Origin of the sequence: Streptomyces sp. NPDC056061 (genome assembly GCF_042266885.1) — a bacterium.
Taxonomy (GTDB): domain Bacteria; phylum Actinomycetota; class Actinomycetes; order Streptomycetales; family Streptomycetaceae; genus Streptomyces.
In genome coordinates this window covers 158,681-178,503 of the sequence record NZ_JBHJWQ010000007.1, presented here as the reverse complement: position 1 = coordinate 178,503, position 19,823 = coordinate 158,681, and the positions used below count along the sequence as shown (strand labels likewise).

Sequence of the window (19,823 nt, the reverse complement as noted above, 5' to 3'; positions counted from 1 at the left end):
CGCCACCCGTGTGATGTACGTCCTGGCACCTGCCTCTGGGCGGGGCGGCGCCATCCGGCGTAAAATGAGTCTCTATACGGGGCCTCACATAAGCAGTCATGACCCGGCGGTTTCGTTTTCTGCTCCGCCGGGCAAGAGCCGTAGACACCGCGGGCAACGACGCCTGCTCTCTGCGGCCCCTGCGGGCGCCGGTCTTCCAGCTGCGACACACCCCCCACCGCACCACCCCCTCTTCGCACCACCCCCTTCGCATCCCCCCAGTGCGTCACCCCATCGCGTCACCCCCACGCACCACCCTCGCCGCATCACGTGATGTCCGCATGCTGGAACGAACTTTCCGCTTCTTGGGAAGCGCCTCATCATGTAAATCTGCACGAACTTTCGCAGAGGGCCAACGTCGTCCCTCGGCACAGCACATGCCACGACGACGACGGGAGAGCCCATGCGTACCGACGCCTGGTCGCCCATGGACGGTCGCCCCGCCCAGCAGGGGCTGTACGACCCCCGTAACGAACACGACGCCTGCGGTGTCGGGTTCGTGGCCACCCTGACCGGTGTGGCCAGCCATGAGCTGGTCGAACAGGCGCTGACCGTACTGCGCAACCTCGAACACCGCGGCGCCACCGGTTCCGAGCCCGACTCCGGCGACGGCGCCGGGATCCTCCTCCAGGTGCCGGACGCCTTCCTCCGCGAGGAGGTCGCCTTCGACCTCCCCGAGGCCGGTGCGTACGCCGTCGGCATCGCCTTCCTGCCCGCGGGCGACTCCGTCGAGGCCGTCCGGAAGCTGGAGAAGATCGCCGCCGAGGAGGGCCTCAAGGTCCTCGGCCGACGCGAGGTCCCGGTCACCCCCGACATCCTCGGCAACGGCGCCCGCGCCACCATGCCCGAGTTCTGCCAGCTCTTCGTCGCCGACGGCGAGTCCACCGGCATCGCGCTCGACCGCAAGGCGTTCGTCCTGCGCAAGCGCGCCGAGCGGGAGGCCGGGGTGTACTTCCCCTCGCTCTCCGCCCGCACGATCGTCTACAAGGGCATGCTCACCACCGGGCAGCTGGAGCCGTTCTTCCCGGACCTCTCCGACCGTCGCTTCGCCACCGCCGTCGCCCTGGTCCACTCGCGGTTCTCCACGAACACCTTTCCGAGCTGGCCGCTCGCCCACCCGTACCGCTTCGTCGCGCACAACGGCGAGATCAACACGGTCAAGGGCAACCGCAACTGGATGCGGGCCCGCGAGTCGCAGCTCGCCTCCGCCCTCTTCGGCGACGCGCGCCTCGACCGGATCTTCCCCGTCTGCACCCCGGACGCCTCCGACTCCGCCTCCTTCGACGAGGTCCTGGAGCTGCTCCACCTCGGCGGCCGCTCGCTGCCGCACGCGGTGCTGATGATGGTCCCCGAGGCATGGGAGAGCCCCGAGTCCACCGCCACCATGGACGCCGGACGGCGGGCCTTCTACCAGTACCACTCCACGATGATGGAGCCCTGGGACGGCCCCGCCTGCGTCACCTTCACCGACGGCACCCAGGTCGGCGCGGTCCTGGACCGCAACGGACTGCGCCCCGGACGCTACTGGGTCACCGACGACGGACTCGTCGTGCTCTCCTCCGAGGTCGGCGTCCTGGACATCGACCCCGCGAAGGTGGTCCGCAAGGGCCGCCTCCAGCCCGGCCGGATGTTCCTCGTCGACACGGCCGAGGGCCGCATCATCGAGGACGACGAGATCAAGGCGTCGCTGGCCGCCGAGCAGCCCTACCGGGAGTGGCTGGAGGCCGGCGTCATCGAGCTCGGCGACCTCCCGGAGCGCGAGCACATCGTGCACACCCACGCCTCCGTCACCCGCCGCCAGCAGACCTTCGGCTACACCGAGGAAGAGCTCCGGGTCATCCTCGCCCCGATGGCCCGCACCGGCGGCGAACCGCTGGGCTCCATGGGCACGGACTCCCCGATCGCCGCCCTGTCCGAGCGCCCCCGGCTGCTCTTCGACTACTTCACCCAGCTGTTCGCGCAGGTCACCAACCCGCCGCTGGACGCCATCCGCGAGGAACTCGTCACCTCGCTGCGCTCCACCCTCGGCCCGCAGGGCAACCTGCTGGAGCCGACCGCCGCCTCGTGCCGCAGCGTCACCCTGCCGTTCCCGGTGATCGACAACGACGAGCTGGCCAAACTGATACACATCAACGCCGACGGCGACATGCCGGGCATGAAGGCCGCCACACTCTCCGGCCTCTACCGGGTCGGCGGCGGCGCCGAGGCCCTCGCGGCGCGGATCGACCGGATCTGCACCGAGGTCGATGCCGCGATCACGGACGGCGCCCGCCTCGTCGTCCTGTCCGACCGGCACTCCGACGCCGAGCACGCGCCGATCCCGTCGCTGCTGCTCACCGCGGCCGTCCACCACCACCTCATCCGCACCAAGCAGCGCACCCAGGTCGGGCTGCTGGTCGAGGCCGGGGACGTCCGCGAGGTCCACCACGTCGCGCTGCTGATCGGCTACGGGGCCGCCGCAGTCAACCCGTACCTGGCGATGGAGTCCGTCGAGGACCTGGTGCGCGCCGGCACGTTCATCGAGGGCATCGAACCCGAACGGGCCATCCGCAACCTGATCCACGCCCTCGGCAAGGGCGTCCTGAAGGTCATGTCCAAGATGGGCATCTCGACGGTCGCCTCCTACCGCGGCGCCCAGGTCTTCGAGGCGGTCGGCCTGGACGAGGGCTTCGTCGCGACGTACTTCGCCGGCACCGCCACCAAGATCGGCGGCGCGGGCCTCGACGTCGTCGCCCGCGAGGTCGCCGCCCGCCACGCCAAGGCGTACCCGGCGTCCGGCATCTCCGCCTCGCACCGCGCACTGGAGATCGGCGGCGAGTACCAGTGGCGCCGTGAGGGCGAACCGCACCTGTTCGACCCGGAGACGGTCTTCCGCCTCCAGCACGCCACCCGCACCAAGCGCTACGACATCTTCAAGAAGTACACCGACCGGGTCAACGAGCAGTCCGAGCGCCTGATGACGCTGCGCGGCCTGTTCGGCTTCACGTCCGACCGCGAGCCGGTCCCCCTCGACGAGGTCGAGTCCGTCTCCGAGATCGTCAAGCGGTTCTCCACCGGCGCCATGTCGTACGGCTCGATCTCCCGCGAGGCGCACGAGACCCTCGCCATCGCCATGAACCAGCTGGGCGGCAAGTCCAACACCGGCGAGGGCGGCGAGGACCCCGACCGCCTCCACGACCCGGCGCGCCGCTCGTCCATCAAGCAGGTCGCCTCCGGCCGCTTCGGCGTGACCAGCGAGTACCTGGTCAACGCGGACGACATCCAGATCAAGATGGCCCAGGGCGCCAAGCCCGGCGAGGGCGGCCAGCTGCCCGGCCACAAGGTCTACCCGTGGGTCGCGAGGACCCGGCACTCCACGCCGGGCGTCGGGCTGATCTCCCCGCCGCCGCACCACGACATCTACTCCATCGAGGACCTGGCCCAGCTGATCCACGACCTCAAGAACGCCAACCCGGCGGCCCGCATCCACGTGAAGCTGGTCTCCGAGGTCGGCGTCGGCACGGTCGCCGCCGGTGTCTCCAAGGCCCACGCGGACGTCGTCCTGATCTCCGGCCACGACGGCGGAACGGGTGCCTCCCCGCTCACCTCGCTCAAGCACGCGGGCGGCCCCTGGGAGCTGGGCCTCGCCGAGACCCAGCAGACCCTGCTGCTCAACGGCCTGCGCGACCGGATCGTGGTGCAGACCGACGGTCAGCTCAAGACCGGCCGCGACGTCGTCATCGCCGCACTGCTGGGCGCCGAGGAGTTCGGTTTCGCCACCGCGCCGCTCGTCGTCTCCGGCTGCGTCATGATGCGCGTCTGCCACCTGGACACCTGCCCGGTCGGCATCGCCACCCAGAACCCCGTCCTGCGGGACCGGTTCTCCGGCAAGGCCGAGTACGTCGTCAACTTCTTCGAGTTCATCGCGCAGGAGGTCCGCGAGCTCCTCGCCGAGCTGGGCTTCCGCACGATCGAGGAGGCCGTCGGCCACGCCGAACTGCTCGACACAGACCGGGCGATCACCCACTGGAAGGCGCAGGGCCTCGACCTGGCCCCGCTCTTCCACGTCCCCGAACTGCCCGCGGACGCCGTCCGCCACCAGCGCGTCGAGCAGGACCACGGCCTCGCCAAGGCCCTCGACAACGAGCTGATCCGGCTGGCCGCCGACGCCCTGGACGCGCGCAGCGCCGAGGCCGCCCGGCCGGTCCGGGCCCAGGTCGCGATCCGCAACATCAACCGGACCGTCGGCACCATGCTCGGCCACGAGGTGACCAAGCGGTTCGGCGGCGCCGGACTGCCCCAGGACACCATCGACATCACCTTCACCGGCTCGGCCGGCCAGTCCTTCGGCGCCTTCGTGCCCAGCGGGGTGACGCTGCGCCTGGAGGGCGACGCCAACGACTACGTCGGCAAGGGCCTCTCCGGCGGCCGGATCGTCGTCCGCCCGGACCGCGGCGCCGACCACCTCGCCGAGTACTCCACCATCGCGGGCAACACCATCGCCTACGGCGCCACCGGCGGCGAACTGTTCCTGCGCGGCCGTACCGGCGAGCGGTTCTGCGTCCGCAACTCCGGCGCCACGGTCGTCTCGGAAGGCGTGGGCGATCACGGCTGCGAATACATGACCGGCGGCCACGCCGTCGTGCTCGGCGAGACCGGCCGCAACTTCGCCGCCGGCATGTCGGGCGGCGTCGCCTACGTCATCGACCTGGACCGCGCCCACGTCAACGCCGGCAACCACGGCGCGATCGAGGAACTCGCCGACACCGACCGGCAGTGGCTGCACGACGTGGTGCGCCGCCACCACGAGGAGACCGGTTCCACCGTCGCCGAGAAGCTGCTCGCCGACTGGGACACCGCCGTGGCCCGGTTCAGCAAGATCATCCCGTCCACGTACAAGGCAGTGCTCGCCGCCAAGGACGCCGCTGAGCTCGCCGGTCTCTCCGAACAGGAGACCACCGAGAAGATGATGGAGGCGGCGACCCATGGCTGACCCCAAGGGCTTTCTGACCACCGGGCGCGAGGTCGCCGAGACCCGCCCCGTCGCCGAGCGCGTCCAGGACTGGAACGAGGTCTACGTCCGCGGCTCGCTGCTCCCGATCATCAGCAAGCAGGCGGGCCGCTGCATGGACTGCGGCATCCCGTTCTGCCACAACGGCTGCCCGCTCGGGAACCTCATCCCCGAGTGGAACGACTACGCCTACCGCGAGGACTGGTCGGCGGCGTCCGAGCGCCTGCACGCCACGAACAACTTCCCGGAGTTCACGGGGCGGCTCTGCCCCGCCCCGTGCGAGTCGGCGTGCGTGCTCGGCATCAACCAGCCGGCCGTCACCATCAAGAACGTCGAGGTCTCCATCATCGACAAGGCGTGGGGCAACGGCGACGTCACCCCGCAGCCGCCCGAGCGGCTCTCCGGCAAGACCGTGGCGGTCATCGGCTCGGGCCCGGCGGGTCTCGCCGCCGCCCAGCAGCTGACCCGGGCCGGTCACACCGTCGCCGTCTACGAGCGCGCCGATCGGATCGGGGGCCTGCTGCGGTACGGCATCCCCGAGTTCAAGATGGAGAAGTCGCACATCAACCGCCGCATCGAGCAGATGCGCGCGGAGGGCACCAAGTTCCGCACCGAGACGGAGATCGGCCGCGACATCGACGCCGCCAAGCTCCGCCGCCGCTACGACGCGGTCGTCGTCGCCGCCGGTGCCACCGTCTCCCGCGACCTGCCCGTCCCGGGCCGCGAGCTCAATGGCGTCCACTTCGCCATGGAGTACCTGCCGCTCGCCAACAAGGTGCAGGAGGGCGACCTGACGGTCTCCCCGATCACCGCCGAGGGCAAGCACGTCGTCGTCATCGGCGGCGGTGACACCGGCGCCGACTGCGTCGGCACCGCCCACCGCCAGGGCGCCCTGTCCGTCACCCAGCTGGAGATCATGCCGAGGCCGGGCGAGGACCGGAACGCCAACCAGCCCTGGCCGACCTTCCCGATGCTCTACAAGGTCACCTCCGCGCACGAGGAGACCACGTACCTGGCGCAGAAGAGGGCGGGCCTCGATCCGGACGAGGGATCCTCCTGCCCGAAGGCGGGCGAGGAGGGGCGGGTGTACTCCGTCTCCACCACCCACTTCGAGGGCGACGAGAACGGCGACGTCCAGGCGCTCCACCTGGTCGAGGTGGAGTTCACGGACGGCAAGCTGGAACAGAAGCCCGGCACCGAACGCAGGATCCCGGCCCAACTGGTCACCCTCGCCATGGGCTTCACCGGCACCGACCGGTCCAACGGCCTGGTCCAGCAGTTCGGCCTGGAGCTCGACGAGCGCGGCAACGTCGCGCGCGACGCGGACTTCGCCACCAACGTCGACGGCGTGTTCGTCGCCGGTGACGCGGGCCGCGGCCAGTCCCTCATCGTGTGGGCCATCGCCGAGGGCCGCTCCGCGGCGCGCGGTGTGGACCGCTACCTGACCGGCGCCAGCGCCCTGCCGGCCCCGATCCGCCCGACGGACCGCGCGCTCATGGTCTGATCACGGCCCCGAGGATGTCCCGTACAACGGCGTACGGAACTCGACGCGGCGCCTGCCCGTCCCCGACCGGACACCCGGCAGGCGCCGCGGCATGTACGGGGACGGGCGGCACGGCGCGCCAACAGGGGCGCGGCGCCCCGGTACGGGGCCGGAGCGGCCGGTTCAGCCCGACAGCGCGGACGTCTTGAGCACCACCAGCAGCACCAGCACGGCGAGCAGCACCACGCACGCGGCGGCCTGGACCACCGTGCGCCCCTTCGCCGGGGCGTACGCGTATGCGACCGTGACGATCCCCCCGGTCAGCAGCCCGCCCAGGTGGCCCTGCCACGAGGTGAATCCCGCCGAGACCAGCATCCAGATCAGGAACCCGGCCATGAACCGGTTGACCGCCTGCATGTCGCGCCCCAGACGCCGGTTGATGACGTAGAACGCTGCCCCGAGCCCGAAGATCGCGCCCGAGGCCCCCACCGTGCCGTCGAACGGCGCGATCAGGTACACCAGGACCGAGCCGCCCAGCGCGGACAGCAGGTACAGCGCCAGATACCGGGCCCGGCCCAACTGCTCCTCGACCACCCGGCCCAGATTCCACAACGCGTACATGTTGAAGGCGATGTGCAGCACCCCGAACGGCAGCGGTCCCAACATCGCCCCGCCCGGCGGGAGATGAAGGAACGCCCCGGTCAGCAGCCGGTACCACTCCCCGTCCACCACGCCGATCACGTCGAAGCCGATGAAGCTCCCGTTCTCGTACAGGTACTGGCTGCCGTCGGGGGCGGTGAGCCCCGCGCCGAGCATCGCGAACCGGTCGACGATGTCCGGGAACACCAACTCGCCCAGGTACACGAGGATGTTGAGGCCCATCAGCAGGTACGTGACGAGCGGCACCGCGGACCGTGCCACGGAACCGCCGAACACCGTGCGGGCCTGCCGGACCGACCGCTGTCCCTCCCGCACACACTCCACGCAGTGATGACCGACGGCCGCCTCCCGCATGCAGTCGGGGCAGATGAAGCGTTCGCAGCGGGTGCAGCTCACATACGTCTCGTAGGACGGGTGGCGGTAGCAGGTGGTGGCCGCGGCCTCCACGGCGGACTCCTTCACGGTGGGCGGGTCACGAAGCGGCCGGTGGGGGCGGCGGCGATCAACATAGCGAACATCGGCGCGGGGGGTGCGCGCGGGTGCCTCCGGCCCGGGCCTGCACACTGGCGTCGCACGCAGGCAGCAGTTCGAGGAAGCGGCTCGGGCCGGGGAGCCCGGCACGTCGAGGATCGGAGTACCCGCATGACCGGCTCGTCCACCGCCCCAGGCCCGGCGATCAGCCTCCGGAAGATCGAGGAGACCGCGCCCGCGCTCGTCGGCCTCTACAAGAACGCGTCGGTCTCCCTGACGAAGAACGGCATGAGCGGGGTGCGGGCCGCGGTCTACCTGGTGCTCGACTACTCCGGTTCCATCTCTCTTCGGAGGGAATCCTCGACTGTAGGCGGGGAGGGAATCCGATCTCAGGAATGCTCTGACCCGCAGACTACGATGGACGTTTCTGCTGCTCGATGTACTGCTCGACGATGCTCGGCGGAGCCCCGCCGCAGGACCCGGCGAAGTAGGAGCCGGACCAGAACCGGCCGTGCGTGATGAAGCGATTGACGCGGTCGGTGAACTCCTGTCGCAGGTAGCGTGACGACACCCCCTTGAGTGAGTTGACCAGGGAGGACAGAGCGATCTTCGGCGGATAGTGCACAAGAAGGTGTACGTGGTCCTCTTCGCCGTTGAACTCGATCAGGTCCGCGCCGAAGTCTGTGCAGACGTTCCGCATGATCTCCTCGCACCTGGTCAGCATCTCGTCGCTGAAGACCCCCCGCCGGTACTTGGTCACGAACACCAAGTGGGCGTGAAGGTTGTGGACGACGTGACGACCCCGGCGGATATCGGGATTTGGTTCCCAACGTGGTGACATAGACCAAGCGTAGTAAGCTCTTCAGGGCTAACCAGGAAGGGGGTGGGCCAAATGATCCGTGCGTACAAGTTCCTCATGCGGCCCACCGTCCGCCAGGCGCAGGCCCTCGGCGAGATGCTGCGCGATCACTGCTCGTTGTACAACGGCGCCCTTCAAGAGCGTCGTGACGCCTACCGGCACGTGTCGAAGACCTCGGTCAAGTACGGGCAGCAGTCCGCGCAGCTCAAGGACATCCGAGCGTTCGACCCGGAACGTCAGGGCCGCTGGTCCTTCTCGTCCCAGCAGGCGACGCTTCGCCGTCTGGACAAGGCGTTCGCCGCGTTTTTTTCGCCGGATCAAGTCCGGGGAAACACCCGGATATCCGCGATTCCGGGGCGTGAGCTGGTTCGACACGGTGGACTTCCCGAAGGACGGGGACGGGTGCCGCTGGGACTCCACCCCGCACGCCCCTGTCACCCGCGTCCGTTTCCAGGGTGTCGGGCATGTCAAGGTCAACCAGCACCGTGCCGTGGTCGGCAAGGTCAAGACCGTCTCGGTCAGGCGCGAAGGCAACCGCTGGTACGTCGTCCTGACTGCCGAGCAGGCCCGGCCCGAGCCGCTTCCGGTGACCGGCGGTGTGATCGGCATCGACATGGGCATCGCTTCCTTCCTCACCACGTCTGATGGGGAGCACGTCACCAATCCCCGACACGCGCGGAAGGCTGCTGCGAAGCTTGATGCTGCACAGCGAAGGCTCAGCCGGTTCGGGCGGGTGCGCCGTGACAAGCGGTCGGCCAATCACCAGCGGGCTGTTCAGAGGGTTGCTGACCTTCACCGGAAGGTTTGCCGTCAGCGCCTTGATCACGCGCACAAGACCGCGCTTGGCCTCGTGCGGGAGCATGATGTCATTGCGCATGAAGACCTCAAGATCCGCAACATGGTCAAGGCCGCCGCGCCAAAGCCCGACCCCGACCGGCCGGGTGTCTTCCTGTCCAACGGGGCCAGTGCGAAGACGGGCCTGAACCGTTCGATCTCGGATGCCGGGTGGGGGGTGTTCCTGACGATCCTGCACGCCAAGGCTGAAAGCGCCGGACGGGAAGTGATCGCCGTGGACCCCCGCAACACCTCCCGGACCTGCCCCGAATGCGGGTATGTCTCGGCGGAGAACCGGCTCACCCAGGAGAAGTTCCATTGCGTCAGCTGCGGCCATCGGGCGCACGCCGACCATGTTGGGGCGCTCAATGTTCTACGGGCCGGGCTGGTCCGTCGCGACGCCAACCAGGCGTAGCGAGAAGCCACCCCGTTCACGGGGTGGAGGAGTCACGCGGGAGTACTGCAAGGACGATTCCGCTGTTCTGGCAGTTCATCGGCTTCGGCGACAGGCGCAGCAACCAGTTCGACTTCCTGCGCAAGCTCGACGAACTGCCCGTACCGGCCGAGCGCCCGGTCGACAACGCGGGTTTCTTCCACGCCGGATCCGACCCGAGCCGGGTGCCGGACGCGGAGTTGTACGACCGGCTGGTCGGTGAGTTCCCGCAGTGGCTGGCGGCGGCCCGGACCGCGGGAATCGTCGGCTGACGACGCGGGCGAATTCCGCGCACTGCCGCTGTCCCGTTCGTCTCGGGCCCTTGTCGCCCTGCCCGGAGGTCCCACAGACTGGCGGCATTTGCCGCACAGACTCAGGGGGACCGATGGTCAGGGAAGCCGAGCGCGCGTTGGGTGCATTCGTCCGCAACCATCCGACGGACAACGATCGTCGGGGGCGCGTCGCGATCGTCGTGCTGCTGATCGGCCTGGCCCTCACAGGCGTCGCCATCCCGGTGACCATCGCCGTCTTCTCCTCGAACGGCGACGGCACCAATTTCGCCGGGCTGCTGTGGGGCGGTGCGTTCCTCGGCGTCTACGGCGGAGTCTCCAACGGCCTGCGGGCCCTGCGGCGGCACGGCGAGGTCTTCGTCCTGCGCGAGCAGGGACTGGTCTACCGGCGGACCGGGGAGACCCGGGTACTGCCCTGGACGGCGATCCGCGGCGTGGTCGAGCGCGGGCAGGACCACGCCCTGGGCCGGCTCATGGGCTGGGACGTCCACCTGGTCATCCGGCCCCGGGACGGCGGACGGCTGGTGCTGACCGGATACACCGAGGACGCGGCCCGGCTCTCCGGGGTGATCCGGACTGCCGTGGCGGCGGCCGGCACCCGGTAGGGCGGCGCCCGGCACTCGCCGGGACGGATCGGGGGAGGCGGCGGGTCGTGGTGCTCCGACCTGCCGCTCCCGTTCGATCACTCCCGTCCGACCGCTCCCGTGAATCCGGACAGAGGATGTCGGGTATCCGGGGTTCCATGTCCGCATGACACCGACACCGACACCGACACCGACACCGACTCCGACACCGGCCGCCCGGAACTCCTGGGCGGAGTTCCGGGCGGCCGAGCCCGCCCTCGCCGACACCGTTCGCACCCGCTTCGGGCAGTACCGGCACCACGTCCTGGCAACCCTCCGCAAGGACGGATCCCCGCGGGTGACCGGCCTGGAGGTGGACTTCCGCTTCGGCGAGCTGTGGCTCGGCATGATGCCGTACTCGCGCAAGGCGCAGGACCTCCGGCGCGACCCGCGGTTCGCGGTGCAGGCGAACCCGGGCCCGGACGCCGAGATGGCGGACGGCGACGTCCGGGTGTCCGGCCGCGCGGTGGAGGTGACCGATCCCGACGTCCTGGCCCGCTTCGTCGCCGAGGTGAAGCCACCGGAACCGTTCCACCTCTTCCGCGCGGAAATCGCGGAGGTGGTCCTGACGGGCCTGGAGGGCGAGGAACTTGTGGTACGGGTGTGGCGGCCCGGCGTGCCGGTGCGCACCATCCGCCGGGGCCCGGACAACATCGCCAGAACCGACCCCTGACCGGACCGGCGCCTGACCGGCCCGCCGCTCAGGCGCCTCCCGCTCCCCGGTCCGGCGTGCGGGAGGCGTCCTGGCCGGCGGGCCCCGCGGGCTTCGCCAGCACCCGCGCCCGGCAGGCTCCGGGCGTCCCCCACGCATCCCGCAACGGCCGTGCCTTGCGGAGCCACAGCGACAGGTCCAGTTCCTCGGTGTACCCCACCGCACCGTGGAGTTGCAGCGCCGCCCGCGCCGCCGCGTACCCGGCCTCGCCCGCCGTCACCTTCGCCGCCGCCACCTCCGCGTCGGCGTCCGGCGCCCCCTCGGCCAGCGCGACCGCCGCCCCGTACAGCAGCGGGCGGGCGAACTCCAGCCCGAGCAGGACGTCCGCGAGCCGGTGCTTGACCGCCTGGAACGACCCGATCGGCGCACCGAACTGGCTGCGCCGCCCGACGTGGGCGACCGTGGCCCGCAGCAGCGCCTCCCCGACACCGAGCGCCTGCGCGGCCGTCGCGAACGACGCCCACCGGCCGGCCCGCACGGCCGCCCGGACCACCCGCGGCCCGGACGCCAGCAACTCCCCGCCCGGCGGAGGGCTCAGCAGCCGCCGGGCCGGGTCCGTCGAGACCGTGAGGGCGCCGGGCCCGGGGGCGAGCCGCAACTCGTCGCCGCTCACCGTGAACACGGCGTCCACCGCGTCCGCGTCCAGCGCGTACGGCCCGTACCCGTCCGTGCGGAGCGTCGCCGTCGCCGCCCCCGACGCCAGTCGCGGCAGCCACTCCTTCGCCGCCGCCTCGTCCGCCCCGGCCAGCAGCACCCCGGCCGCGACCGTCTCCACCACCGGCCCCGGCACCGCGTGCCGCCCCAACTCGGTGAAGGCGACCGCCAGTTCCACCGGCAACGGTCCGACACCCCCGTACGGCTCCGGGACCGCGAGGGCGAACACCCCCGCCTCCGCCAGCCGGTTCCAGAGCGTCCGGCCCGGCCCGTGGTCGCCCGCCGCCCAGGCCCGTACCACCGCGGGCGTGTCCGCGGCCGTCAGCATCGCGTCCAGCGAGCGGGCGAAGTCGCGCTGCTCGTCGTCGAGGAGGAAACGCATTAGCGCCGTCCCTTCGGCAGGCCGAGCAGACGCTCGGCGACGATGTCGCGCTGGATCTCGTTGGTGCCCGCGTAGATGGGGCCCGCGAGGGAGAAGACGTACCCCTCGGCCCACGGGGAATCGGCCGACTCCGCGTCCGGGCCCAGCAGATCGAGCGCCGTCTCGTGCAGGGCGATGTCGTACTCGGACCAGAACACCTTGTTCAGGCTCGATTCGGCGCCGATGGCCGCCCCCGCCGCGAACCGCGAGGCGCCCGCGCAGGTGAAGAGCTGGTAGGCGCGTGCCCCGATCACCGCGTCGGCGACCCGGTCGCGCAGCGCGGTGTCCGAGGGGTCGCCGTGCGCGCGCCACAGTCCGGCCAGCCGGTCCGCCGCCGCGAGGAACCGGCCGGGGGAGCGGAGCGTCAGCCCGCGCTCGTTGCCCGTCGTCGCCATGGCGATCCGCCAGCCCTGCCCAGGCTCCCCGATGACGTCCGCGTCCGGTACGAACACCTCGTCCAGGAACAGTTCGGCGAAGGCCGGCTTGCCGTCCAGCCGCCCGATCGGCCGCACCGTCACCCCCGGCGCCGACAGGTCGAACATGAGGTACGTCAGCCCGTGGTGCGGCTTCGCGGGCGCCGGATCCGTGCGGAAGATGCCGAACGCCCGGTCCGCGAACGCGGCCCGCGAGGACCAGGTCTTCTGCCCCGACAGCAGCCAGCCGCCGTCCGTGCGCACCGCCCGTGATCGCAGCGACGCCAGGTCCGAGCCCGCCTCCGGCTCCGACCACGCCTGCGCCCAGATCACCTCGCCGCTCGCCATCGACGGCAGGATCCGGGCCCGCTGCTCCTCGGTGCCGTGGTCGAGGAGGGTGGGGGCCAGGAGGTTGATGCCGTTCTGCGAGACCCGGCCGGGCGCGCCCGCCGCGTAGTACTCCTCCTCGAAGACCAGCCAGTGGAAGATGTCCACCCCCCGGCCCCCGTAGGCGCGCGGCCAGGACACGGCCGACCAGCGGTCCGTGTGCAGCGTCGCCTCCCAGGCGCGGTGCGCGGCGAACCCCTCGGCGGTCTCCAGCGACGGCAGCGGCCGGTCCGGTACGTGCTCCCGCAGCCAGGCACGGGCCTCGGCCCGGAAGTCCTGCTGCCCGGCGGTGTACGACAGGTCCATCAGCTGCCCGCCCGCTTCATCGCGGCGACGTCCATGCCGCCGAGCGGGTCGGCCGCCGTCTCCGCGTTGTGCGCGTGCGCGAGGTGATGCAGCCCGAAGACCGAGTCCAGGCCGGTGTGCAGCCCCTGGAGGTCCTCGGCCTGGTTGACCGCGCGCTTGGCGAGGGCCAGCCCGAGGCGCGGCATCCGTGCGATGCGCTGCGCCAACTCATCGACCGAGGAGGTGAGTTCCCCGTCCGCCACCACCTTGTTCACCATGCCGATCTCGTACGCCCGGCGGGCGGTCATCCGGTCGCCGGTGTACAGGAACTCCTTGGCGATCCGGGGCGGCATCACCCACGGGTGGGCGAAGTACTCGACGCCGGGGATGCCCATCCGCACCACCGGATCGGCGAAGAAGGCGTCCTCGCTCGCCACGATCAGGTCGCACACCCAGGCGAGCATCAGCCCGCCCGCCACGCAGGCCCCCCGGACGGCGGCGACGACCGGCTTCGGCAGCTCGCGCCAGCGCCTGCACATGCCGAGGTACACCTCCGACTCGCGGGCGAAGCGGCTCTCCGCCCCCGCCTTGTCGGTGTGGTCCCACCACAGCCCGGCCCGGCGCCCGAACGGGAGATGGGCGTCGCGTCCCGGGGAGCCGATGTCGTGGCCCGCGGAGAAGTGGTCCCCGGCGCCGCCGAGCACGACCACCTTGACCTCGCCGTCCTCGGCGGCCCGGTAGAACGCGGCGTCCAGGGCATAGGTCATCGCCGAGTTCTGCGCGTTGCGGTAGCGGGGACGGTTCAGCGTCACGTACGCGACCGCGCCCCGGCGTTCGTACAGCACGGGTTCGGTGTCGGGGCGGTCGGCGGACGTGTCGTGGGCAGCGGGCATCGGCTCATCCTTCCCTAACAAGTGTTTGGTAGGTTAACGTACGGGTCGGGCACCGTCGAGCACCCCGCGGAACGGCACCGAGGAGGCACGGGCGTGAACGCACCGCAGTACGTACCCGGACACGGGCTGCTGGCCGGCCGGGGCGCCGTCGTCACCGCCGCCGCGGGCGCCGGAATAGGCGGCGCCACCGTGCGCAGGTTCCTGGAGGAGGGCGCCCGCGTCGTCATCGGCGACACGCACGCCCGACGGCTGAAGGAGACCGAACGGGCCCTCGCCGACGAGTTCGGCGCCGGCCGGGTCGCCGCCCTGCCCTGCGACGTCACCGACGAGTCCCAGGTCCAGGCACTCCTCGCGCTCGCCGAACGCACCCACGGCGGACTCGACATCGTCGTCAACAACGCCGGCCTCGGTGGCACCGCGACGCTCACCGAGATGACCGACGAGCAGTGGACCAAGGTCCTCGACGTCACCCTGAACGGCACCTTCCGCTGCACCCGGGCCGCCCTGCGCGCCATGCGGACGGCGGGCCGCGGCGGCGTCGTCGTCAACAACGCCTCCGTCGTCGGCTGGCGCGCCCAGAGCGGTCAGGCCCACTACGCCGCGGCCAAGGCGGGTGTCATGGCGCTCACCCGGTGCGCCGCGGTCGAGGCGGCCGAGTACGGCGTGCGCGTCAACGCCGTCGCACCCAGCCTCGCCATGCACCCGCACCTGGTGAAGGTCACCTCCGCCGAACTCCTCGACGAACTGACCGCGAAGGAGGCGTTCGGCCGCTGGGCGGAACCGTGGGAGGTCGCCAACGTCATCGTCTTTCTTGCCAGCGGCTACTCCTCGTACATGACGGGCGAGGTCGTCGCCGTCAGCAGCCGGCGTGCCTGAGCGGGGCGCCGCCGCGCCGGCCGCGCGGTCCGCGGCGACGCGGGCGCCGGGGGCGCCGACGGGCCCCGCGCCGCCCCCGGCGGAGTGCGGCGGGCGGAGAATGGGCGGGTGCCTACAAAGAAGAAGCCCCAGGTGACCCCCTCGCCCGAGCGTCGCCGCGAACTGCTCGACACCGCCGCCGAGGTGTTCGCCGCGCACGGATACAACGCCACCACGGTCCGCAGGATCGCGGACGAGGCAGGGATGCTCGCGGGCAGCCTCTACTACCACTTCGACTCCAAGGAGTCGATGATCGACGAGATCCTCTCGACCTTCCTCACCGAACTCTGGGAGGGCTACGACACGGTGCTCGCCGCCGGGCTCGGGCCCCGGGAGACCATCGAGGCCCTCGTCACCGAGTCCTTCCGGGAGATCGACCGGCACCGCGCCGCCGTCGCGATCTACCAGAAGGAGTCCAAGCACCTGGCGGCCCAGCCGCGCTTCCAGTATCTCGCCGACTCCCAGCGGAAGTTCGAGCAGGCCTGGCTCGGCACGCTCGAACGCGGCGTCGCCGACAAGTCCTTCCGCGCCGACCTCGACATCCGCCTCACCTACCGCTTCGTCCGCGACACCGTCTGGGTCGCGGCGTCCTGGTACCGACCCGGCGGACAGCACAGCCCCGACGAGATCGCTCGCCAGTACCTCTCGATGGTCCTGGACGGCATCGCCCTGGACACCTGACCCGTGTGACACCCCGCGAAGGAGCAGCAGTCATGGCCGAGGCATACATAGTCGAAGCGGTACGCACCCCGGTCGGCCGGCGCGGCGGGGGACTCGGTGCGGTCCACCCCGCCGACCTCGGCGCCCACGCCGTCAAGGCCCTCGTACGGCGGTCCGGTATCGATCCGGCGGCCGTCGACGACGTGGTGTTCGGCTGCCTGGACACCGTGGGCCCGCAGGCCGGGGACATCGCGCGGACCTGCTGGCTGGCGGCCGGACTGCCCGAGGAGGTCCCGGGCGTCACCGTCGACCGCCAGTGCGGCTCCTCCCAGCAGGCCGTGCACTTCGCCGCCCAGGGCGTCCTCTCCGGCACCCAGGACCTGGTCGTCGCGGGCGGCACCCAGAGCATGACGCAGATCCCGATCGCCTTCGCCTCCCGCCGGGCCGCCGACCCGCTCGGCCTGACCGACGGCCCGTACGCGGGCAGCGCGGGCTGGCGCGCCCGGTACGGCGACGCACCGGTCGACCAGTTCCACGGCGCCCAGTTGATCGCCGAGAAGTGGGGCATCAGCCGCCTCGACATGGAGGAGTTCGCCCTCCGCTCCCACCGGCGCGCGATCCGCGCCATCGACGAGGGCCGCTTCGCACGCGAGATCGTCGCCCTCGGCGACGTCACCACCGACGAGGGTCCGCGCCGCGACACCTCCCTGGAGAAGATGGCGGCGCTCAAGCCGGTCGTGGAGGGCGGCACGATCACCGCCGCGTGCTCCTCCCAGGTCTCCGACGGTGCCGCCGCCGTGCTCATCGCCTCCGAACGCGCCGTCGCGGAGCACGGCCTCACTCCTCGCGCCCGGATTCATCACCTCTCGGTACGCGGCGAGGACCCGATCCGCATGCTCTCGGCGCCGATCCCGGCCACCGCCCGCGCCCTGGAGAGGACCGGCATGACGATCGACGACTTCGACCTCGTCGAGATCAACGAGGCGTTCGCCCCGGTCGTCCTGGCCTGGCTGAAGGAGACCGGGGCCGATCCCGACCGGGTGAACGTCAACGGCGGCGCGATCGCGCTGGGCCACCCGCTCGGCGCGACCGGGGCGAAACTCCTGACCACGCTGCTGCACGAACTGGAACGGACGGGGGGCCGCTACGGGCTCCAGACCATGTGCGAGGGCGGCGGCCAGGCGAACGTGACGATCATCGAACGGCTCTGACCGCCCGCGTGGCCGGGCGGTGCCGCGCGGACGAATTCGGCGGAGTCCCGGCCCCGCTCCCGGCCAGTTGTGCCAAGGGCGGGGCCGGAACGCAGCCGGTCGACGAGCGACGCCTTCCGTTCGCGGACCGGTGGGACGTGCTACCGTTGCCACGTTGCAGTTTTGGTACCCATGAACTTTATGTGCGCCTGACGGGAATGCTTCGTCAGGCGCATTATTGTTTTCCGGCTTTCTCCGGATGGGGCTCAATGCGGCGACTTGGAATTCGTAAAGTGCGGATTTCCGGCACTGCACCTGTTTGAGGAGAATGACATGGCCACTGGAACCGTGAAGTGGTTCAACTCGGAAAAGGGCTTCGGCTTCATCGAGCAGGACGGCGGCGGCGCCGACGTCTTCGCCCACTACTCCAACATCGCGTCCTCCGGCTTCCGTGAGCTGCACGAGGGCCAGAAGGTGACCTTCGACGTCACGCAGGGCCAGAAGGGCCCGCAGGCGGAGAACATCGTCCCGGCCTGACCGTCGGACGCGTAACCCGCAGCCGGGGCCCGCACCGTCAAGGTGCGGGTCCCGGCTTGTGCTGTCCCCGGCGCACGACGCGGCAGCGCGCCGTCCCGCAGGGGGCGGACGGACCGGGCGGTCCCCTCCGGCCCGGTCCGTCCGGCCGGTCCCCGCGGTCCGGCCGGTCCCGCGCGCAGCCACGGCGGCCCGCGTACACCCAGCAGCGGTCTCAGCAGTCCAGCAGCAGTCCAGCAGACTTGTAGTCCCGTAGTCCCGTAGTCCCGTAGTCCCAGCGGTTCCCGGCGGTTTCCGGGGATTCCTGGGAATCCTCAGGAATCCCCCAGGAGGGCAATTCCGTATGACCCGCTCCGAGCGCCAGGACCGTCCCGCCCGCAACCGCCCGTCGAGGGGGCGCGGTACGGCCCCGGCAAAGGCGACCGCCAAGGGTTCCGGCAAGGGACCCGGCAAGGCGTCGTCCCGTCGCAGGGCCACGCCGCCGCAGGGAGAGTTCGCCCTGCCCGAAACCATGACCCCGGCCCTGCCCGCCGTCGAGGCGTTCGCCGAGCTGGACATGCCCGCAGCCCTGCTGAAGACCCTGGCCGCGCAGGGGGTCACCGCCCCCTTCCCGATCCAGGGCGCCACCCTGCCGAACTCGCTGGCCGGCCGGGACATCCTCGGCCGCGGTCGTACCGGCTCCGGAAAGACCCTCGCGTTCGGGCTCGCGATGCTGGCCCGCACCGCCGGGCGCCGCGCCGAGCCGCGCACCCCTCTCGCCCTGGTCCTCGTCCCGACCCGGGAGCTCGCCCAGCAGGTCACCGATGCCCTGACGCCGTACGCGACCTCCCTGCAACTGCGCCTGACCACCGTCGTCGGCGGGATGTCGATCACCCGGCAGTCCGGTGCGCTGCGCCGCGGTGCCGAAGTGCTCGTCGCCACCCCGGGGCGGCTCAAGGACCTCATCGAGCGCGGCGACTGCCGGCTCGACCGGGTCGCCGTCACCGTCCTCGACGAGGCCGACCAGATGGCCGACATGGGCTTCATGCCGCAGGTCGTCGCCCTGCTCAAGCAGGTCGAGCCGGACGGGCAGCGGATGCTGTTCTCGGCGACGCTCGACGCGAACATCGACCGTCTGGTCAGGATGTTCCTGACCGACCCCGTCGTGCACTCGGTCGACCCGTCGGCCGGGGCGGTCACCACCATGGAGCACCACGTGCTGCACGTGGCCGACGAGACCGACAAGAAGGCGGTCGCCACCCGGATCGCCGCCCGCGACGGTCGCGTGATCATGTTCGTGGACACCAAGCGGTCCGCCGACCGCTTCGCCAAGCGGCTGCTGGCCAGCGGTGTGCGGGCCGCCGCCCTGCACGGCGGACGTTCGCAGCCGCAGCGCAACCGGACGCTGGACCAGTTCAAGAACGGCCAGGTCACCGCGCTCGTCGCGACCAACGTGGCGGCGCGCGGCATTCATGTGGACGATCTCGACCTCGTCGTGAACGTCGATCCGCCGACCGATCACAAGGACTACCTCCACCGCGGCGGGCGCACCGCGCGGGCCGGGGAGTCCGGCAGCGTCGTCACCCTGGTGCTGCCCGAGGAGAAGCGGGAGATGACCCGGCTGATGGCCGACGCGGGCATCGTGCCGCGCACTGCCCGCGTCAGGTCCGGCGACGCGGAGCTCAGCAGGATCACCGGGGCCCGCGAACCGTCCGGTGTCGCTGTCGTCATCGAGGTCCCGCAGCCGGTGGCCCCGCCGAAGCAGCGCACCCGGTCCGGTGCGGACACGCCGGGTGAGTCCGGCCCCCGCACGGGCGGTCGTCGTCGCCGACGCGGTGGCAGCGGCCGGAGCGGTGACGGCGAGGGCCGGGGGACGGGCGGCTCCGCCGCCGGTGGGGGCGCGGGCGGTTCCTCCCGTGCCTCCGGTACGGGCGGCCGGTCCGGTGGCGCGGGCCGCTCCGGATCGGCGGGTACGGCCGGTTCGGCGCGGGGTGCCGGGGCCGGCGCCGGGCGCTCCCGGTCCGGAGCCGGACGCGGCGGCGCCGAGCGTCCGGGACGCGGCGGACGCCGGGCCGCGTAGTCGGCGGCGGATGCCTCG

The 19,823-nt window shown here is 71.4% G+C and carries 14 protein-coding genes and 3 pseudogenes; 12 read left to right on the top strand and 5 right to left on the bottom strand.

The features are described 5' to 3' along the window. The first annotated feature begins 442 nt into the window (after positions 1 to 442). Both gltB and ACFC79_RS13785 read left to right on the top strand, forming a co-directional pair. Positions 443 to 5,011: a glutamate synthase large subunit gene (gene gltB / locus ACFC79_RS13790; RefSeq protein WP_376239275.1), complete on the top strand. Its 4,569-nt coding sequence runs from the start codon at positions 443 to 445 to the stop codon at positions 5,009 to 5,011. After that, positions 5,004 to 6,533, top strand: a complete 1,530-nt coding sequence (locus tag ACFC79_RS13785) for a glutamate synthase subunit beta (protein WP_376239273.1) — start codon at positions 5,004 to 5,006, stop codon at positions 6,531 to 6,533. The genes gltB and ACFC79_RS13785 overlap by 8 nt, the downstream gene beginning before the upstream one ends. 162 nt (positions 6,534 to 6,695) lie before the next feature. Here the strand turns inward: ACFC79_RS13785 and ACFC79_RS13780 are convergent, their stop codons facing one another. Then, positions 6,696 to 7,619: a rhomboid family intramembrane serine protease gene (locus ACFC79_RS13780; RefSeq protein WP_376239271.1), complete on the bottom strand. Its 924-nt coding sequence runs from the start codon at positions 7,617 to 7,619 to the stop codon at positions 6,696 to 6,698. Between the two features lie 195 nt (positions 7,620 to 7,814). On the opposite strand from ACFC79_RS13780, the pseudogene ACFC79_RS13775 reads away from it, so the two are divergent. Beyond that, positions 7,815 to 7,985 (top strand): annotated as a pseudogene (locus tag ACFC79_RS13775) (toxic cation resistance protein); the annotation flags it as partial. 70 nt (positions 7,986 to 8,055) lie between these two features. Here the strand turns inward: ACFC79_RS13775 and tnpA are convergent. Next, the gene (gene tnpA / locus ACFC79_RS13770; RefSeq protein WP_376239268.1) at positions 8,056 to 8,484 is read right to left on the bottom strand and encodes an IS200/IS605 family transposase; all 429 of its coding nucleotides are present in this window, start codon (positions 8,482 to 8,484) and stop codon (positions 8,056 to 8,058) included. Positions 8,485 to 8,535: 51 nt separating this feature from the next. Here tnpA and ACFC79_RS13765 point away from each other — a divergent pair. From ACFC79_RS13765 to ACFC79_RS13750, 4 genes and pseudogenes are all read left to right on the top strand, one after another. Then, positions 8,536 to 9,751 (top strand): annotated as a pseudogene (locus ACFC79_RS13765) (RNA-guided endonuclease InsQ/TnpB family protein). A 47-nt stretch (positions 9,752 to 9,798) separates the two neighbouring features. Beyond that, a pseudogene (locus tag ACFC79_RS13760) lies at positions 9,799 to 10,041 on the top strand (VWA domain-containing protein); the annotation flags it as partial. Positions 10,042 to 10,154: 113 nt separating this feature from the next. Then, a complete protein-coding gene (locus tag ACFC79_RS13755; RefSeq protein ID WP_376239266.1) occupies positions 10,155 to 10,664 on the top strand; it encodes a hypothetical protein in 510 nt (169 codons plus the stop codon). Positions 10,665 to 10,809: 145 nt separating this feature from the next. Continuing rightward, positions 10,810 to 11,355, top strand: a complete 546-nt coding sequence (locus tag ACFC79_RS13750) for a pyridoxamine 5'-phosphate oxidase family protein (protein ID WP_376239264.1) — start codon at positions 10,810 to 10,812, stop codon at positions 11,353 to 11,355. 28 nt (positions 11,356 to 11,383) lie between these two features. On the opposite strand, the gene ACFC79_RS13745 is transcribed toward ACFC79_RS13750, so the two are convergent. From ACFC79_RS13745 to ACFC79_RS13735, 3 genes are read right to left on the bottom strand one after another with little or no spacing between them, the layout of a single operon-like run. Beyond that, positions 11,384 to 12,430 carry an acyl-CoA dehydrogenase family protein gene (locus ACFC79_RS13745; protein WP_376239261.1) on the bottom strand — a complete coding sequence of 349 codons (1,047 nt, stop codon included), beginning with the start codon at positions 12,428 to 12,430 and terminating at the stop codon, positions 11,384 to 11,386. After that, complete coding sequence (locus ACFC79_RS13740) at positions 12,430 to 13,575, bottom strand: acyl-CoA dehydrogenase family protein (protein WP_376239259.1); 1,146 nt, start codon at positions 13,573 to 13,575, stop codon at positions 12,430 to 12,432. Before ACFC79_RS13740 ends, ACFC79_RS13745 begins: the two co-directional genes overlap by 1 nt. Further along, positions 13,575 to 14,447 carry an enoyl-CoA hydratase gene (locus ACFC79_RS13735; protein WP_376239256.1) on the bottom strand — a complete coding sequence of 291 codons (873 nt, stop codon included), beginning with the start codon at positions 14,445 to 14,447 and terminating at the stop codon, positions 13,575 to 13,577. Before ACFC79_RS13735 ends, ACFC79_RS13740 begins: the two co-directional genes overlap by 1 nt. A 93-nt stretch (positions 14,448 to 14,540) precedes the next feature. Between ACFC79_RS13735 and ACFC79_RS13730 the strand changes: the two genes are divergently transcribed. From ACFC79_RS13730 to ACFC79_RS13710, 5 genes are all read left to right on the top strand, one after another. Next, positions 14,541 to 15,323 (top strand): SDR family oxidoreductase, encoded by a 783-nt coding sequence (locus ACFC79_RS13730; protein ID WP_376239254.1) that lies wholly within the window; start codon positions 14,541 to 14,543, stop codon positions 15,321 to 15,323. 108 nt (positions 15,324 to 15,431) lie between these two features. Beyond that, on the top strand, positions 15,432 to 16,043 hold the full coding sequence (locus tag ACFC79_RS13725) for a TetR/AcrR family transcriptional regulator (protein ID WP_376239252.1): 612 nt from the start codon (positions 15,432 to 15,434) through the stop codon (positions 16,041 to 16,043). A gap of 32 nt (positions 16,044 to 16,075) precedes the next feature. Further along, entirely contained in the window at positions 16,076 to 17,233 is a 1,158-nt protein-coding gene (locus ACFC79_RS13720) for an acetyl-CoA C-acetyltransferase (protein WP_376239250.1), read from the top strand. A gap of 312 nt (positions 17,234 to 17,545) precedes the next feature. Continuing rightward, entirely contained in the window at positions 17,546 to 17,749 is a 204-nt protein-coding gene (locus ACFC79_RS13715; protein ID WP_376239248.1) for a cold-shock protein, read from the top strand. Between the two features lie 340 nt (positions 17,750 to 18,089). After that, a complete protein-coding gene (locus ACFC79_RS13710) occupies positions 18,090 to 19,805 on the top strand; it encodes a DEAD/DEAH box helicase (protein WP_376239245.1) in 1,716 nt (571 codons plus the stop codon). Positions 19,806 to 19,823 lie beyond the last annotated feature (18 nt).

Excerpts from the sequence above, each read along its gene's own strand:
- gltB (WP_376239275.1), top strand. The coding sequence starts at position 443 with ATGCGTACCGACGCCTGGTCGCCCATGGACGGTCGCCCCGCCCAGCAG.
- ACFC79_RS13785 (WP_376239273.1), top strand. The coding sequence starts at position 5,004 with ATGGCTGACCCCAAGGGCTTTCTGACCACCGGGCGCGAGGTCGCCGAG.
- tnpA (WP_376239268.1), bottom strand. The coding sequence starts at position 8,484 with ATGTCACCACGTTGGGAACCAAATCCCGATATCCGCCGGGGTCGTCAC.
- ACFC79_RS13755 (WP_376239266.1), top strand. The coding sequence starts at position 10,155 with ATGGTCAGGGAAGCCGAGCGCGCGTTGGGTGCATTCGTCCGCAACCAT.
- ACFC79_RS13750 (WP_376239264.1), top strand. The coding sequence starts at position 10,810 with ATGACACCGACACCGACACCGACACCGACACCGACTCCGACACCGGCC.
- ACFC79_RS13745 (WP_376239261.1), bottom strand. The coding sequence starts at position 12,430 with ATGCGTTTCCTCCTCGACGACGAGCAGCGCGACTTCGCCCGCTCGCTG.
- ACFC79_RS13740 (WP_376239259.1), bottom strand. The coding sequence starts at position 13,575 with ATGGACCTGTCGTACACCGCCGGGCAGCAGGACTTCCGGGCCGAGGCC.
- ACFC79_RS13735 (WP_376239256.1), bottom strand. The coding sequence starts at position 14,447 with ATGCCCGCTGCCCACGACACGTCCGCCGACCGCCCCGACACCGAACCC.
- ACFC79_RS13720 (WP_376239250.1), top strand. The coding sequence starts at position 16,076 with ATGGCCGAGGCATACATAGTCGAAGCGGTACGCACCCCGGTCGGCCGG.
- ACFC79_RS13715 (WP_376239248.1), top strand. The coding sequence starts at position 17,546 with ATGGCCACTGGAACCGTGAAGTGGTTCAACTCGGAAAAGGGCTTCGGC.
- ACFC79_RS13710 (WP_376239245.1), top strand. The coding sequence starts at position 18,090 with ATGACCCGCTCCGAGCGCCAGGACCGTCCCGCCCGCAACCGCCCGTCG.